At 65.2% G+C, this 15711-nt stretch carries 17 protein-coding genes and 1 tRNA gene; 10 read left to right on the forward strand and 8 right to left on the reverse strand.

The features are described 5' to 3' along the window. Positions 1-1197: 1197 nt before the first annotated feature. The 5 genes from ACGFNJ_RS43810 to pgsA all read right to left on the reverse strand — a co-directional run bounded on the left by ACGFNJ_RS43810 (position 1198) and on the right by pgsA (position 5094). Positions 1198-2091: a hypothetical protein gene (locus ACGFNJ_RS43810; RefSeq protein ID WP_393462568.1), complete on the reverse strand. Its 894-nt coding sequence runs from the start codon at positions 2089-2091 to the stop codon at positions 1198-1200. Positions 2092-2238: 147 nt separating this feature from the next. Next, positions 2239-3054: a phage shock protein PspA gene (pspA, locus tag ACGFNJ_RS43815; protein ID WP_069160230.1), complete on the reverse strand. Its 816-nt coding sequence runs from the start codon at positions 3052-3054 to the stop codon at positions 2239-2241. A 200-nt stretch (positions 3055-3254) separates the two neighbouring features. Next, complete coding sequence (locus ACGFNJ_RS43820; protein ID WP_393462571.1) at positions 3255-3737, reverse strand: helix-turn-helix domain-containing protein; 483 nt, start codon at positions 3735-3737, stop codon at positions 3255-3257. A 123-nt stretch (positions 3738-3860) separates the two neighbouring features. Then, entirely contained in the window at positions 3861-4415 is a 555-nt protein-coding gene (locus tag ACGFNJ_RS43825) for a CinA family protein (RefSeq protein WP_393462573.1), read from the reverse strand. Between the two features lie 16 nt (positions 4416-4431). Beyond that, complete coding sequence (pgsA, locus tag ACGFNJ_RS43830; protein WP_393462575.1) at positions 4432-5094, reverse strand: CDP-diacylglycerol--glycerol-3-phosphate 3-phosphatidyltransferase; 663 nt, start codon at positions 5092-5094, stop codon at positions 4432-4434. Positions 5095-5329: 235 nt separating this feature from the next. Here pgsA and ACGFNJ_RS43835 point away from each other — a divergent pair, with 235 nt between their 5' ends. The 3 genes from ACGFNJ_RS43835 to ACGFNJ_RS43845 all read left to right on the forward strand — a co-directional run bounded on the left by ACGFNJ_RS43835 (position 5330) and on the right by ACGFNJ_RS43845 (position 6950). Beyond that, complete coding sequence (locus ACGFNJ_RS43835; RefSeq protein WP_393462577.1) at positions 5330-5896, forward strand: amino-acid N-acetyltransferase; 567 nt, start codon at positions 5330-5332, stop codon at positions 5894-5896. Positions 5897-5953: 57 nt separating this feature from the next. Then, the gene (locus tag ACGFNJ_RS43840; protein ID WP_393462647.1) at positions 5954-6238 is read left to right on the forward strand and encodes a YciI family protein; all 285 of its coding nucleotides are present in this window, start codon (positions 5954-5956) and stop codon (positions 6236-6238) included. A 157-nt stretch (positions 6239-6395) separates the two neighbouring features. Then, a complete protein-coding gene (locus ACGFNJ_RS43845) occupies positions 6396-6950 on the forward strand; it encodes a hypothetical protein (RefSeq protein WP_393462578.1) in 555 nt (184 codons plus the stop codon). Positions 6951-6963: 13 nt separating this feature from the next. Here ACGFNJ_RS43845 and ACGFNJ_RS43850 read toward each other — a convergent pair whose 3' ends face one another. After that, the gene (locus tag ACGFNJ_RS43850) at positions 6964-7947 is read right to left on the reverse strand and encodes a TerC family protein (RefSeq protein WP_393462579.1); all 984 of its coding nucleotides are present in this window, start codon (positions 7945-7947) and stop codon (positions 6964-6966) included. A 127-nt stretch (positions 7948-8074) separates the two neighbouring features. On the opposite strand from ACGFNJ_RS43850, the gene ACGFNJ_RS43855 reads away from it, so the two are divergent. The 5 genes from ACGFNJ_RS43855 (at position 8075) to ACGFNJ_RS43875 (ending at position 12486) form a co-directional block, all read left to right on the forward strand. Then, positions 8075-8911 (forward strand): class I SAM-dependent methyltransferase, encoded by an 837-nt coding sequence (locus ACGFNJ_RS43855; protein ID WP_393462581.1) that lies wholly within the window; start codon positions 8075-8077, stop codon positions 8909-8911. A gap of 35 nt (positions 8912-8946) precedes the next feature. Continuing rightward, on the forward strand, positions 8947-9561 hold the full coding sequence (locus ACGFNJ_RS43860) for a hypothetical protein (RefSeq protein WP_393462583.1): 615 nt from the start codon (positions 8947-8949) through the stop codon (positions 9559-9561). A 280-nt stretch (positions 9562-9841) separates the two neighbouring features. Next, positions 9842-9919: transfer RNA gene (locus tag ACGFNJ_RS43865), tRNA-Leu, on the forward strand. A 222-nt stretch (positions 9920-10141) separates the two neighbouring features. Continuing rightward, positions 10142-12052 (forward strand): M61 family metallopeptidase, encoded by a 1911-nt coding sequence (locus tag ACGFNJ_RS43870; RefSeq protein WP_393462585.1) that lies wholly within the window; start codon positions 10142-10144, stop codon positions 12050-12052. Between the two features lie 260 nt (positions 12053-12312). Further along, positions 12313-12486, forward strand: coding sequence for a hypothetical protein (locus ACGFNJ_RS43875; RefSeq protein ID WP_393462587.1), 174 nt, complete (start codon positions 12313-12315; stop codon positions 12484-12486). Between the two features lie 101 nt (positions 12487-12587). Here the strand turns inward: ACGFNJ_RS43875 and ACGFNJ_RS43880 are convergent, their stop codons facing one another. Then, the gene (locus tag ACGFNJ_RS43880; protein ID WP_393462589.1) at positions 12588-13481 is read right to left on the reverse strand and encodes a GNAT family N-acetyltransferase; all 894 of its coding nucleotides are present in this window, start codon (positions 13479-13481) and stop codon (positions 12588-12590) included. 151 nt (positions 13482-13632) lie between these two features. Here ACGFNJ_RS43880 and ACGFNJ_RS43885 point away from each other — a divergent pair, with 151 nt between their 5' ends. After that, the gene (locus ACGFNJ_RS43885) at positions 13633-14148 is read left to right on the forward strand and encodes a DUF2165 domain-containing protein (RefSeq protein ID WP_393462591.1); all 516 of its coding nucleotides are present in this window, start codon (positions 13633-13635) and stop codon (positions 14146-14148) included. 5 nt (positions 14149-14153) lie between these two features. Here ACGFNJ_RS43885 and ACGFNJ_RS43890 read toward each other — a convergent pair whose 3' ends face one another. Continuing rightward, positions 14154-14732, reverse strand: coding sequence for a hypothetical protein (locus ACGFNJ_RS43890; RefSeq protein WP_393462593.1), 579 nt, complete (start codon positions 14730-14732; stop codon positions 14154-14156). Between the two features lie 109 nt (positions 14733-14841). Between ACGFNJ_RS43890 and ACGFNJ_RS43895 the strand changes: the two genes are divergently transcribed. Then, positions 14842-15711: an ATP-binding protein gene (locus tag ACGFNJ_RS43895; RefSeq protein ID WP_393462595.1), complete on the forward strand. Its 870-nt coding sequence runs from the start codon at positions 14842-14844 to the stop codon at positions 15709-15711.

Consider the following 15711-nt stretch of genomic DNA (forward strand, 5'->3'; position numbering starts at 1 on the left):
GAACAGGAGGACCCAGCACCAGCAGAACTCACCGCCTGACCATACTTCGGATCATGCGGTGACCACTCAGTTACACCACGCCCCGGGACTTGACCTGGTGGGTCTCTCGGTGGGTCTTGCCACCATAGGACTCTCGTCAACGGGCACCTTCAACCATATGACTCCCGTCAACGGAGGTCAGCGACCATTTGACTATCGTCAGTAGGTTCGGCAATCCCCGGGATCATCGGCCGGTGGTTCGGCTCAGAGACCTTCAAAGCGATCTTGGAATGTTGGCGTGAGAGAAAAGGTGCGTGTCGCGACGTGTTGCAACCCCTTCACTCACGCCAACCAGGTTCAGCAACCATTTCTCTCACGCCGATGGAGGGCGGCCAACCATTGGACTCGGGCCGATGGCCAACCATTGGACTCGCGCTATGAGGCTCGGCAGCCATTCACGCACGCCGACAAGCCTCGGTAACCGTCCGACGACCGCCGACGAACCTCAGCAACCACCGATCACCGCCGACAAGCCTCAGTCACCACTTCTCTCCCCGGACAACCCCCAACCCCTCACCCCTGCCGCGCAACTGGAATGAAGGGCCTCAGCAACCACTTCTCCCCCGGACAAACCCAAACCCCCAACCCCTGCTGCGCAATCGGAACGAGGATTTCAGCAACCACTTCTCGCCCCCCCATGGCCCCAACACCCAACTCCTCACCCCGGCTACGCAACCGGAACGAAAAGCCTCAGTAGCCCCTTCCCCCAACCCCGTGCCCTGGCTACGCAACCGGAACGAAGAGCCCTCAGTAGCCACCTCCCCCGACACCACAACCCCCAACCCGTCCGCGTAGTCGGAATGAAGGGTCTCAGCAACCACTTCTCCCCGGACAAACCCAAACCCCCAAACCCTCACCCCCGCCGCGCAATCGGAACGAGGACTTTCAGCAACCACTTCCCTCCCCCACAGCCCCCGACACCCCAACTCCTCACCCTCGCCCTGGCTACGCAACCGGAACGAAAAGCCTCAATAGCCACGTCCCCCAACCCCCCTCACCCCTGCTACGCAATCGGAACGAGGAGTTCAGCAACAACTTCTCTCCCCCACAGCCCCCAACACCCAACTCCTCGCCCTGGCTACGCAACAGGAACGAAAGCCTCAGTAGCCACAACCCCCAACCCCTGCCTCACCCCGAACCGAAGAGCCTCAGCACCCCTCACCCCTGCCCCGGCTGCGCAATCGGAACCTGCTGATCCGCAACCTCCGTCAACGCCTGCGCCCAACCATCAAGCCGGTCGGCCGCATGTCGAAGGTCCGCAACGATCGCGTCGAAATTGTGGCGAAGAACAGCACTTTCAGGCACCGCGAGGATGCGCCCCGCAGCGGCGACTACCTGCTCGTATTCGGCCACGCCCGTGTCGAGGCGGTTGAGGGCGAACTGGAGGTTGTCGGTGAGGGCTGCGGCGGCGGGAGACGTGGTGCGGCCCATGGCGCCGAGTGCTTGTTCCATGGCGGTGACGTCGGCGGCGAGGGCGTGTAGGGCGGCGGAGCCGGAGCCTGCGGTCTCGAGCATGTCGACGAGTTCGTCGTCGGGCAGGCGGTTGCCCTTGGCGATTTGAGTGCCGAGGCCGTGCAGGGCGCGTTCGGCGCGAACCAGTTTGGCGATCGGGCCGCGTGCGCGTGACCAGACGGGGGGTTGTTTGCGGGGGACGAAGGCGCCTTGCGGCAGCGGGGTGTTGCGCAGGCGCAGGTAGCGGCGGGCGCTGAGCGCGGTGCCGGTGACCAGGGCGACCGCGCCGCCGCCGATGACGACGACGATCCAGGCCGGTGCCGAAATGACCGCGAGCCCAACGGCTCCCGCGGTGGTGAGGCCGGTGGCGGTGCCGAGCTGGAAGCTGCGGCGGCGGACCCTACGGCGCCTGCGCAGTTCTCGTTCGCGCGGATCGGCCCAGCGGCGCACCGCGAACAGTGCGTGTTCCCCGACCTCACGCAGACTGTCGGGCAGGCTGCCTGGCTGTGGAGCGAGCGCGGCTTGTGCCCGGATGATCGCCGCGTCCCGCTTGCGGACGGGCCGCGCCTTACCGGACTGACCGCCGGTTCGCTCAGTCATGCCTTTTCTCCCACTGATTGCGCGGATCGGACCTGCACGGTCCCGGCGCGGCCGACGGCCGGCCCGCCGGGTGCCGTGATGTCGTCCAGTGAACCAGTCACCACCGACAAAGTCTTCCCCGCGCGACTAACTGCTACCGCAGTGCGGCTAGTTCTTGTCCATCTGCGGCTGCGCCGGATTGGCCTGCGCCGGTGCGGGATTGACGGCAGGCTGGGCCGCCCCGCCCGCGGGCAACTGCTCGCCACGCATGGACGCGCGAATCTGTTCCAGCTTGCTGTGCCCCGCCATCTGAATGCTGGCCTGCTGCACTTCCAGCATCCGCCCCTGCACCGTGTTCTGCGCGAGCTCGGCCGAACCGAGTGCGTTCGCGTAGCGGCGCTCGATCTTCTCGCGCACCGCGTCCAGGCTCGGCGTGGTGCCCGGCGCCGACAGCGTCGAGTCCATCTGCTGCAGCGATGCGGAGACCTGCTCCTGCATCTTCGCCTGCTCCAGCTGGCTGAGCAGTTTGGTGCGCTCGGCGACCTTCTGCTGCAACAGCATCGCGTTCTGCTCGACCGCCTTCTTGGCCTGGGTTGCGGCCTGCAGCGACTGATCGTGCAACACCTTCAGGTCCTCGACGGACTGCTCGGCGGTAACCAGCTGCGCCGCGAAGGCCTCGGCGGCGTTGGTGTACTGAATCGCCTTCTCGGTGTCGCCCGCGGCGCTGGCCTGGTCGGCGAGCATGACCGCTTGGCGCGCGTTGGCGTTGAGCTTCTCGACCTCGTCGAGCTGCCTGTTCAACTTCATTTCCAGCTGACGCTGATTGCCGATGACCGACGCGGCCTGCTGCGAGAGGGCCTGGTGCTGACGCTGGGCTTCCTCGATAGCCTGCTGAATCTGGACCTTCGGATCCGCATGCTCTTCGATCTTCGAATCGAACAGGGCCATCAGGTATTTCCAGGCCTTGACGAACGGATTAGCCATCGATTGATCCCGCCTCCATCTGACGTGCCGCGCGTTCGACGCGACTCCAGTGCGCGACCGTCACGCACCCGATATGGTCCTATCCTCCACCATGCGGCAGGTGAGCCGGGCAAACCCGGCCCAACCGACGCCTAGTGAGAATGTATCCGCTTTCGGCACCGGACCGCAGCCTTGCCGCGGCCGTCACCTCTCGTTGTGTGTCACACGCCCTTCACCAGGACCAACATGTCGGCCTTCGGTGCGGGAATGACAATCCGGGTGTCCATGGCCAGCGGCAGCGGGCGGGTACCTGCTGCGGCCACGGACATGGTCGCGCTCGCCGGGGTGAGCACGGGTTCGGCAACGGGTGCCGCCTCGGCCGGCGCGGCGGGCGCGGCCTCGGCAGCCTGCTCCGCTTCGGCGGGTACCGGAGCGGCGGCGGTGTCGGCCGGTGTGCGGGTGGGCAGGCCGTCGGCACCTGCCATGATCGTGCTCACGTCCCACAGCACCCGCGAGAGTGGGACATCGAGTGCCGCGCAAATCGCGGCGAGTAATTCACTGGAAGCTTCTTTGCGGCCTCGTTCGACCTCGGACAGGTATCCCAGGCTCACGCGCGCGGAGGTGGACACCTCGCGCAGGGTTCGGTTCTGGGCGAGACGAGCACGCCGCAGACTGTCCCCGATGGCCTCTCGCAGCAGCGTCATCTCGTTCTCCTTCGCTCCCTGTCAGGGGACCCGCATGACACTCACGAGTGCCACGCACGCCGTTCTTTCTGGCACAACGTCGGACGAGGCCCGGTTGGTTCCCGCCCGACGCAAATCACTTCCTTACCCGCCCGCTTCGGCCGGACTCGCGTCCGGACCTTGCACACATCGCAGCAGTTCCCGCACCGCGATGTGGGTCGCACTGATTCTGATCGTCCACCGGTCGCCGAGGAGTTTCAACCGCATCACCTCGGTGTGCCCCGGCCCGGCCAGGCCGAGGAAGACCGTGCCGACCGGATGTCCGTCCTGCGAATCCGGCCCGGCGACACCCGTCAGCGCGACGCCCCAGTCCGCGCCGCAGCGGGTGCGCGCACCGACCGCGAGCTGTTCGGCGGTGCTTGCCGCGACGGGACCTTCCGTCTGAAGTACTTCGGCGCTGACGCCGCCGAGGCTGTGTTTGAGCTCTGTGGCGTACACCACGACGCCGCCGCGCAGGACCGCGCTGGCGCCGGGCACGCCTGCGATCGTCGCACTCAACAGGCCTGCGGTGAGTGATTCGGCGGTCGCGACGGTCTGCCCGGCCAGGCTCAGAGCCTGAACCAGCTCGGCGACGGGCGCATCGACGACCAACGGATCGGTGCGCACGGATGCGGGACCGTCGTAGGCCGCGGTGGTCATCGCAGGCTCGCCGCGTTCATGCGCCGCGCGCCCGGCTCGGCCCGCCCGCGAACCACACCCGCGCCGCCTGGCCGACGTAATCGAGCCCGGTGATCACGGTCAATGCGACAGCCGCATACATCAGCACCATGCCTGCGCCTGCGAACCAGCCCGACAGCGGCAGCAGCAGCACCGCGATCGCGAGCGACTGCATGAGGGTCTTCAGCTTCCCGCCGCGTCCGGCCGGGATCACGCCGCGGCGCACCACGGCCAAGCGCAGCAGGGTGATACCGATCTCGCGGCCACAGATGACCAGGGTGATCCACCACGCGAGATCGCCGAGCACGGACAATCCGATCACCGCGGAACCGATCAGCGCCTTGTCCGCAATCGGGTCGGCGAGCTTGCCGAAATCAGTCACCAAACCGTATTTGCGCGCCAGTTGCCCGTCGAAGCGGTCGGTGATCGCGGCGAGGCCGAACAGCGCGGCCGCGACGATCCGCCAGCCGGTCTCGTGCCCGCCGCCGACGAATAGCGCGACCACGAACAACGGCACCAGCGCGATCCGCAGCATGGTCAGGATGTTCGCGATGTTCATCAGCGGCACGGCAGCGGGTTCGGACGCCGCGGGAACGAACCCGGAACGGATCGGGCTGGCCGCCGACCAACGCCGTTCGATCTCTTCCGGTTGTGCGCTCATGCCTGCACCTCGCTACCGCTCGGTTCCGGCATGACTGCATGGGCAGCTGTGTTGATTGTTCGCTCGCTGCGCTCCCTCATGCCTGCACCGCATTCACACCGGCACGACGACATCGGCCATCGACACGGCGCATGTCTTGCCGGACCCGCTGCTCGACGCAATGCGGCGAGCGGGGCGACTGGATGTGTGGCACACGTTCAGCCTATCGGTAACCGACCCGACTACTGTGCACCCCATGAACTCTCGGGGACCACTAGGTGGTTCGACCAGCGACGCACATCCGGGCGTGCCTCTAGGCGCGCAGAGCTCCACACCGGTAGTGCGACGCGCTCGAACCTCCGATGTGCCCGAGATCAAACGCCTCGTCGATGTCTACGCCGGTCGGATACTGCTGGAAAAGAACCTGGTCACGCTGTACGAAGCGGTGCAGGAGTTCTGGGTCGCCGAGCTCGACGGCCGCATCGTCGGCTGCGGCGCGCTGCACGTGCTGTGGGCCGACCTCGGTGAGGTGCGCACAGTCGCGGTGCATCCGGATGTCAAGGGCGGCGGGGTCGGCAGGCTGGTGGTGGAGCACCTGATCTCGGTGGCCAGGGAGCTGGAGTTGCGGCGGGTCTTCGTGCTCACGTTCGAGGTGGATTTCTTCACGAGGCACGGTTTCGTCGAGATCGAGGGCACTCCGGTCACGGCCGAGGTCTACGCGGAGATGTGCCGGTCCTACGACACCGGTGTCGCCGAGTTCCTCGATCTGAGCTACGTGAAGCCGAATACGCTCGGCAATACTCGAATGCTGCTCACTCTGTGAGTCGCCCCCACAGGCTGCCGTCCCTCTGATGAATCTCGACTGTAAGGAATGGATCACGTGCCGATCTTCGCCGTTCACTATTCGTACTCCGAGGCCACAGTCCCTGGCCGCGACACCTATCGGCCCGAGCATCGCGCCTGGCTCGGCGACCATCTCGCGGCGGGCACGCTGCTGAGCAGTGGGCCGTTCGCGGACGGGTCCGGTGCGCTGCTCGTCTTCCAGACCGCGGATGCCGACGCGTTGACCGCGTTGCTCGCCGACGACCCGTTCGCGCGCGAGAAGTTGGTCGATCACGTGGCCGTGCTCGAATGGGTTCCGGTGCTCGGCGCTTTCGCGTCCTGACCGGCGCCACGCGCGATTGTCGTTGATCCCCGCGCGTTGTGTCGACGCGCGGGGATCAATGCAGGTCCCACTATTTTTTGGCGAAGCAGCTAACTTCCGGCGACACACCGGGCTCGATGCGGACGTACCACGCATCTCACACGGCAGACTCGCGGCCATGCGCACTTACGTAGCGGTTTTCGCGTCGACGGCTGCCACGGCGGGGCTGTTGTACGTGTACCTGGGTACTCCGGACAAATCGGACCCAGCAACTTCTTCCTCGGCCCATCCGCTGATCCGACCCGGTGTCGTCGACCCGGTGCACTTCCGATCCGCCGACGGGTACTACTTCCAGACCCCGGATCGCCACATCACCTGCGGCATCCTCGATGAGCCTGTCGGCAGGCCACGCCGCACCGCGGGATGCCAGGGCGCGACCGGGCCCGCGCCGCCGCACATGGAGAAGTGCTGGAGCACCGACCCCGCCGCCGCGGCGCTCGCCGTCGGCGAGGACGCCGGATACCTCTGTGTGAACCAGGGCTTCTACACCGCGCTGCAAACCACGCCGGGTAGCGACGACACGGTCGTCGGGCCCGGGCCGGTGCTGCCCGCCGGATCCATCCTGCACGCGCACGGAATCACCTGCCAGGCCGACACTTTCAGCGTCGTCTGTCGCAACGATGACGACGGGCACGGGTTCGAGATCACGCCGGACAGCAACCGGGTGTTCTGACCGCTCGCCCCGCTCAGACCCGACTCGTGCGGGCGCGGGTGCGCAGCAGACTGGCGACCGTCGCGATGACCAGGATGCCGAGGATCACGCCCAGCGAGACCGGGGTGGAGATTTCCGGCACGCTGACGGGCTCGCCGCCATTGATGAACGGCAGCGTGTTCTCGTGCAGCGCGTGCAGCACCAGCTTGACGCCGATGAACGCGAGGATCGCCGACAGACCGTAGGACAGATACACCAGACGATCGAGGAGTCCACCGATCAGGAAGTACAACTGCCGCAAACCCATGAGCGCGAACGCGTTTGCGGTGAATACCAGGTACGGCTCGCTCGTCAGACCGTAGATCGCCGGGATCGAGTCCAGGGCGAACAACAGGTCGGCGAAGCCGATCGCCAGCAACGCCAGCAGCAGCGGGGTCACCGCGCGACGTCCGTCGACGCGCGTGATCAGCTTGTCGCCGTCGTAGCTGTCCGCGGTCGGCAGCAGTCGCTTGGTCAGCGCGACGATCTTGCTGTCGCGCTGTTCTTCGTGCTCGACTTCGTGACCGCTCTCCTTGATCAGCTTGACGGCCGTGTAGACGAGGAAGAGCCCGAACAGGTAGAACACCCAGCTGAACGCGCTGATCGCGGCCGCGCCGACGGCGATGAACGCGCCGCGCATCACCAGCGCGATGACGATGCCGATCAGCAGCGCCTTCTGCTGGTACATCCGCGGCACCGCGAAGGTGGACATGATGATCAGGAAGACGAACAGGTTGTCGACCGAGAGTGCCTTCTCGGTGACGAAGCCCGCGTAGTACTCCCCCGCGAACGTCGAACCCCATCGCCAGGCGACGATGCCGCCGAAGACGAGGGCGAGTCCGATGTAGACCGCGGACCAGAACGCGGATTCCCGGAAGGTCGGCTCGTGCGGCGTGCGCACGTGGGCGAAGAAGTCGAAGACGAACAGTCCGAGGATCACCACGACGGTGATCACCCACTCGAGTGCGGTTACCTGCATGCGGCGTGTCTATCGATAGTCATGGCGTCCATAATGCCCGATTTGTCCGTTCTGGTCGGCTAGCGGGGTGATTGCTGACCATAATTTCACATGCGTTCACCCGGCCTCGCATGCCAGAGTGGCCGCTGTGACCGACGACTACCTGCTGCTGAACAAGGCGAACTGGGACGAGCGGGCGCCAGTACACGCCGCCTCCCGCGACTACGCGGTCGACCGCTTCCTTACCGAGCCGGACTTCCTCAGCGACGTGGTGCGCTTCGATCTACCCCTGCTCGGCGACATCAACGGGCTGCGCGGCGTGCACCTGCAATGCCATATCGGCACCGACACGCTCTCGCTGTCCCGGCTCGGCGCCGACATGACCGGGCTCGACTTCTCCGCCGCGTCGCTGGCTCAGGCCCGGTCGCTCGCCGAAAAGACCGGCGCCGACCTCACTTTCGTCGAATCAGAGGTCTACAACGCGGTATCCGCGCTCGGCAGAACACAATTCGACCTCGTGTACACCGGAATCGGTGCGCTGTGCTGGCTTCCGAGCATCGACCGCTGGGCACGCACCGTCGCCGGGCTCCTGCGCCCCGGTGGGCGACTGTTCCTGCGCGAGAGTCATCCGGTGCTGTGGTCGCTGGACGAAAACCAGACGGACCGGCTGGCTATCGGCTACCCCTACTTCGAAATGCCCGAACCGATGGTGTTTTCCGAAGGCGGCACCTACGTCGAGACCGACGCCGAGTTCGTCCAGACGACCACCCACGAGTGGAACCACGGCCTCGGCGAGATCCTCACCGCACTGCTCGACGCAGGCCTGACCATCACCGGGTTCACCGAGCATCGAAGCGTGCCGTGGGAGGCGCTGCCAGGCCAGATGACGCTCGGGACCGGTGGCGAATGGCAGCTCACCGAACATCAGGAACGCTGCCCGCTCAGCTACACCCTGCAGGCGACACGCGACGCGGACGCGTCTTAGCCGAAAGCCGGGCACAGCGGTACCACAATGCCGTCATGCAAATCCGAGGAGCTCGTATTGTCGTGCTGCCGTGCGCCGTCACGCTGGCTTTGCTGACCGGGTGCGGGAACGACAAAGATACGGCGACACCGACCACCAGCTCGGCGGCGCCGACCTCGGCCGCGGTGCGGACCTCCGCCGCACCGACCGCGCCGCCGACCTCGAGCGCACCGACCACCACGCGGCCGCCCGCGCTCGGCGAGGTCGACCCGGCGCAGTATCGCGAGCAGCGGGGGTACTACTTCCAATCACCGAGCGGAATGTTCCTGTGCGCGATCCTCGACCAGCCGATCGATGAGAACGCCCAGGCCGGCTGTCAAGGGCCGACGACGCCGGCGCCCGCGGATCAGAAGGAATGCTGGGCAAAGGATCCGAACGCGAGCGGCTTGGCCGTCGGCAAGCGCGCGCGGACACTGTGCCTGACCCAGGGCGTGTTCGTCGGCGAGCCGAGCGACGGCGGAAACCGAGGCGGCGGTCGGGTACTTCCATATGGCGCGAGTATTACCGTGGGCCCGTTCACCTGCTCGTCCGCCGAGAACGGCGTGACCTGCACAAACGACAGCACGGGCAACGGATTTCAGATCTCGCGCGAAATGAACAGAACCTTCTGACACACCAAACCGGTTCCCAAGGCGAAATCCGGATGTTAGCGTCGAAGCAAGCAACTCACACGACCAGGAAAGGCGAAGGACGATGGCCGGGACCCAGCAGCTAATGCGCTCGCTGCGCGCTGCCCGGTACTCGCACGCCAACGCTGCGCTACCGACCGCTGTCCTCACCCATCCTCGGATGAGCGTCCGGAGCCGCCCCTGACCGTGTCTGCATAGACCCGGCAAAGGGGTCACTCCGTGGCAATCGCCAAGGAGTGACCCCTTTTTCGTGGGTCAGCACTCCCTCGTAGCCCAATCGGTAGAGGCACCGGACCTAGATTCCGGCAAGGTGCGAGTTCGAATCTCGCCGGGGGAACCACGGTCAACCCGCCGACCGCCACATCGTTCGACAGCCCGGAGCCAGTCGACGACACACCGCACGACAGGTATGACGCAGCCCACACTCACTCCTCGCACGCTGCGATACCAACACTCGTAGGATGAATCACTGATTCAGCAACTAAGGGACGCTCGCACCAGCCGGGGGCGGGCATGGCGTCGATTTTGTAGTGTCGACAAGATCGTCTGCGTGATTTGGGGAGTGCCGTTGTCTAAGGTTCGCATTTTTGGCGCTGTTGGCGTCGTCGTCCTTCTTATCCTGGCAGGCTCGCTCTACTTCGGCTTGCGCGACAAGTCCGAAGCCCCGGCGAATCAGAAAACGATCTCGGTCGCGGTCGACGTGACCAATCTGCCGCAACGCATAATTCAGGTGAAACAGACGATCCCCGTTCAGTCGGGCGAGATAGATTTGCTTTTTCCACAGTGGCTGCCCGGCAACCACTCGCCGTCCGGTCCGATCGACAAGATCGGGGGCATCACCTTCACCGGGGCCGGGAACAAGCTGCAGTGGAAGCGTGATCCGCTGAACGTGTACTCGTTCAAAGTTACTGTGCCCGACGGCGTGGAATCCATTGACGCGAGCTTCCAGTACCTCACCCCCACCGATTCCACTCAGGGGCGCGTGGTGATGACGCCGAATATGTTGAATTTGCAGTGGAATGCCGTGGTCCTCTATCCAGCCGGCGTTCCCGCCAGCGAGATTCCGTTCGTCGCGAGCGTCACCTACCCGCCGGGATTCGAGGCCGGGACCGCGCTGGACGTCGCGGGCAAGGACGGCGACACCGTGAACTACAAGCCTGTTCCGTTGGACATCCTCGTCGACTCGCCCGTGTATGCGGGGCGCTATCACAAGGAGTTCGACCTGGCTCCTGGCGCGAAAACCCCTGTGCGGCTGCAAGTATTCGCCGACGCACCGGAACAGCTCGCAGCCAAGCCCGAGCACATCGAGCTGCACAGGGCGCTGGTGAAACAGGCTGTGGAGCTGTACGGCTCACAACACTATGACCACTACGACTTCCTGCTGTCGTTGTCGAAGCAGCTCAGCTCCAATGGATTGGAACACCAACGATCCAGCGAGAACGGCCAACCCACGGACTATTTCACCGCGTGGGACCCGGCGGTCGGCAGCGCTGATCTGCTCGGGCACGAGTACACCCATTCCTGGAACGGCAAGTTCCGACGCCCGGCAGACCTGTGGACACCCAACTACAACACCCCGATGCAAGACAGCTTGTTGTGGGTCTACGAGGGGCAGACGCAGTATTGGGGCAACGTGCTCACCGGCCGGTCCGGCTTGCGACCCGCGGAAGTCTCTCGTGATGCGCTGGCTTCGGTGGTCGCCGCATACACCGACAACCGGCCCGGACTCACCTGGCGCACTGTGCAGGACACCACCAACGATCCCATCATCGCGCAGCGGCGTCCGAAGCCGTATCGGTCGTGGCAGCTCAGCGAGGATTACTACCAGGGCGGGCAACTGGTGTGGCTGGGAGTGGACGCGCGTATCCGCGAATTGTCCGGGAACACAAAGTCACTCGATGATTTCGCGCGCGCGTTCTTCGGTGTCGACGACAGTAAGTGGGAGTCGCAGAACACCTACGACTTCGACCAGGTCGTCTCGACGCTGAATGGCGTGGTCGCCGACGATTGGGCGAAGTACCTGCGCGATCGCCTCGACGGAAAGGAACCGTTCGCCGCAAGCGTGGAGAAGACCGGGTGGAAGTTGGTCTACGACAACAACCCTGGCGCTTTCCTCTCGGCTCAGGTGAAAGCGGCTGAGGGCGCCGTCAACTACACCTACTCGATCGGTCTCAACGTGTCCGGTGAAGGCAAGGTCACCGACGTGCGATGGGACGGACCCGCATTCAAGGCGAAAGTCGGCACCGGGATGACGGTGGTTTCGGTCAACGACGCCCCCTATAACCAAGCCACGATGGAAGCCGCGATCGAGGCGGCCAAGACCGACCCCGCACCGATCCGATTGCAGGTGAAGGACTTCGATCAGACACGGACCGTGGAACTGAACTATCACGACGGCCTCCGTTTCCCGCATCTGCAACGCATCGACGGCACCCCGGACTACCTCACCCAGATCCTGGCCGCGCGGAACTAGCGCCGCACGGTCAAGCATCGGGACGTCGCGAGCGCGCAGTCCAGCAAGGTGCCTGGTCCTCGACCTGATCGACCAGTGCACGAACTGCGCGCCGCGACGAACCGGAACTCCGCAATCCAGCGAGAACTCGGGATTCCTCTGTGGCACTTCACAACACAGTTGACTTGTCCGAGGGCGCTGGCGTACGGATGGTCTACAGCAGATTTCGCGAATGGAGCCAACCGAATATGCGAGGTTCCATCGACAAGCTAGGAAGCTACATGATCGTCAAAACCGCTCGTACGCTGATGATCAGCGCATTGACTCTGTCCGCCATCGCGCTGAGCGCCGGGACCGCCGCCGCCACCGCCCCCGAGGCCACCGCTGTCTCCGGGTCGGTGACATTGTGCCTGTCCCTTCCCCTCGGCCCGGCCACCGTGAGCATCTGCCTCTGACCTACGGCGCAACCCACGCTGATGACCGCCCGAAATCATCGGGCGGAACGTCCTGAAACCGGCATGATGGTGCGTTCGGCTACCGTCGGATCGCCCTCGGCTCAAGGCCGTGGACCATTTGAGTCGTAAGGAATCCGTGTCGACTCGCCTAGCAAGCGATGCAATTCGATCCGGAGGCCACGCGGACCTTCCTCCTCACGCCCGGTCCACCCGAAGCCGTGCCGTAGATATACGCTCTCGGCGCTCAGGTTTTCTTCCCGTACCCAGAGAGCTACGCGACGGTAGCCGTTGTCCCAGGCCCAATCCACGACCGATTCGACCAAGCGGTCCGCGACGCCGCTGCCACGGGCTTCCGGCACCACGAACATCGACTTCAACAGAACGGTATCCGGCCGTTCGTGTTTCGCCGCCGCCACCATACCTATCGGTTTGCCGTCCTGTAGGGCCACGAACTCTGCGTGGTATCCCTGCACGGTTCGGCGCCACTCGTCATCGGGGAAGTCGAGCGCCTCTTTGAACGTTGTCTTGTACTCCGCGGGCGCTGAGGCGAATGCTTTCAACGCGATCTCTCGATCCAGCTGCCAGTCGTCCGGGGTCAGTTGCTTGACCTTCGGGAGAAGGACAGCCTCGGGAATTGGCCGTGCGTTTGAGTCCAAGAAGTATCCGTCAGAATCCCGTCGACCGGTCGTCATCCACATGCCAAGGGGGGATTTCGATGTCGCGGCGTGCGACAGGTCCTGTTGGGTGTATCTCTCGGTAATGGTCTCGAGGGCTTTCGCGCCTATGTCCTCGCCGCGTGTGGTGTCGGCGAGGTGCGTCGCGACACGTTTTGCCTGGGAGTCCAGCCAATCCGTCGCATCGCGCAGGAGAAGTCGGAGGATCTCTGCCCTCAGCACCCGCTCTCCTGCCTCTTGTGCGCTCGACGCCGCGACCAGAATAATCCCGAACCGCAGCCCGGCTGACCTCGCAGGTGGACACCTCGTCGAGGGAACCATGCGGGTGAATGGTCGCACTTCAGCCAGTTGGCCATGCTCGAGTGCTGAATTGCCAGCCAATTGGCCACTCTCGAGCTGACGCGGCCCCGGGGGCGGCGGGCGGCCCTACACTCCGAGCATCCAGTCGACCTGCATGAAGGATGAGTAGACAATGACGCGCTTGTTGGCCGTGCTCGGCTCTCTCCGTATGGCACTCACCGTTTTCACTGCCGTCACGGCCGCCTATGTTGCGGTGGTTGCGTTGAACAACATCACCGACTTCGGCACCAATCAGCAGTTCGTGCAGCATGTGCTCGCCATGGACACCACTTTTCATGACGACGACGTCATGTGGCGGGCGATCACCGACCCGACACTGGCCAACATCGCCTATATCGCGATCATCACCTGGGAGACGCTCACCGCGCTCGTGCTGATCGTCGCGCTGATCAGCTGGCTCCGCACGCTGGCCGGGCGGGCCGACGTCGAACGCGCCCGCAGGCTCAGCACGGTGGGCTGGCTCATGGTGATCGTGCTGTTCGGCGGCGGTTTCATCGCGATCGGCGGCGAATGGTTCGTGATGTGGCAATCCAAGACGTGGAACGGGCTGCAACCCGCGCTGCAGAACGTGCTGATCGCGTCCGTCGGCCTGGTCTTGGCCCATCTGCCGGAGCGAACCGCCGAATAGCTCGGTCAGCGGGTGCGGAGGTAGGCGACGCCGCGAGGCGAAAGTTGGTAGCCGACTTCGAGGCTGAGGGTGAGACCGAGCGCCTCGAGTTTGCGCACATCGACTTTGAAGCGGTCCGGTTCGCGACCGAGGCGGGCAGCCAGGTCGGGGGCGCGGGTTGCGGGGAGTTCTTCGATGAGGCGCAGGGTCGGCATGGTCCACGGGCCGATCGAGCTCGACGCGTCCATGCGCGCCAAACGCGCTGTGATCCTTGCGATGTCGTCGTCGGAGAGCTGGTCGGTGTTCGCCAACTCCGTGCGCGGATCCGGCTCATCGACCAACCGGATACGCAGCAGATAGATCGGATCACCTTCCGCGCCACGCAGATCCGCGAGCACCTGCGCTATCGAGGCGTACCCGGCGGCGCGAGCATCCTTGGCACGGATGCGGGACGGGGCGACGATATCGGCCTGCTCCACCATGATTCGGCCCGCGGCGGTCCGATAGATGTTGCCCGCACTGGCTTGGCGATGCCGCCAGCGCCGGAACAGCACCGTGACCGAGCCGTCGCGAATGCCCGCCCAGCGCTGCTTCTCGATCAGCATGTCACCCTCCGATCTTCCGGTAGCGGATCCACCCAGGTCACGCGCCTACCACCCTAGGGGTTGGCCTGCGCGAACTAAGCTGCGAAGGGGTAGCAGCGAGGAGGGACGCGTGGCGGTGACACCCCTGATCGGCCGGGACCATCCCGCGTCGCTGTTGCGGGACGAGTTGCGGCGCACAGTGTCCAGCCACGGCGGGTTCGTCCTGGTGTCCGGTGAGGCGGGGATCGGCAAGACCGCGCTTGTCACCGAGGTAGTCGGCGAATTCGACGAGGTGCTCGTGCTCGCGGCGACCGCGTGGAGCGGCGACGGCACGCCCGGATTCTGGCCATGGGTCCAGATTGTGCGCAATCTGCGCCGTGCTGCCGCACCCGAGCAGTGGGCGGCCGTGGATGATGCGGCGGGCAATGCGTTGTCGATTCTGATCGGTGAAGAGCAGGCGCAGCCGCTGACGGACGGCGCCACACTGTTCCGGATCGGCGACGCGGTGACCGAAGCGCTGGTCACCGCGTGCGCCGTGCGGCCGGTGTTCGTGGTGATCGATGATCTGCATCGGGCCGACCCAGAGTCGATCACATTGCTCGCGTTCGTCGCCAGGCATTCCTGGTTCGAGCGGCTCGCGATCGTCGGCACCGTGCGCGACACGGAGGTGCACGCCGACGCCCATCCACTGCGAAACCTGTTCGGCGACTTGCTGACCGCCGCGCGAACGATCGAGCTGACCGGGCTCTCCGTCGACGACGTCGGTGCCGTCGTCACCAGGATGACGGGCGCACAACCACCCGAGGAGGTGGTGCACCGGTTGCACGCGCTCACCGGCGGCAACCCGTTCCTCACCGAACAGGCTGCGCGACTGTGGCATTCGGGAAGTGCCATCGATACGTTGACGCCGGGGGTGCAGGAGACGCTCGACGCGCGCGTGGCACCGCTCTCGTCTGCCGCGGTCGACACCCTCACCACCGCAGCACTGGTCGGCCGTTAA

The organism is Nocardia sp. NPDC049149 (assembly GCF_043197455.1).
Lineage (GTDB): Bacteria > Actinomycetota > Actinomycetes > Mycobacteriales > Mycobacteriaceae > Nocardia.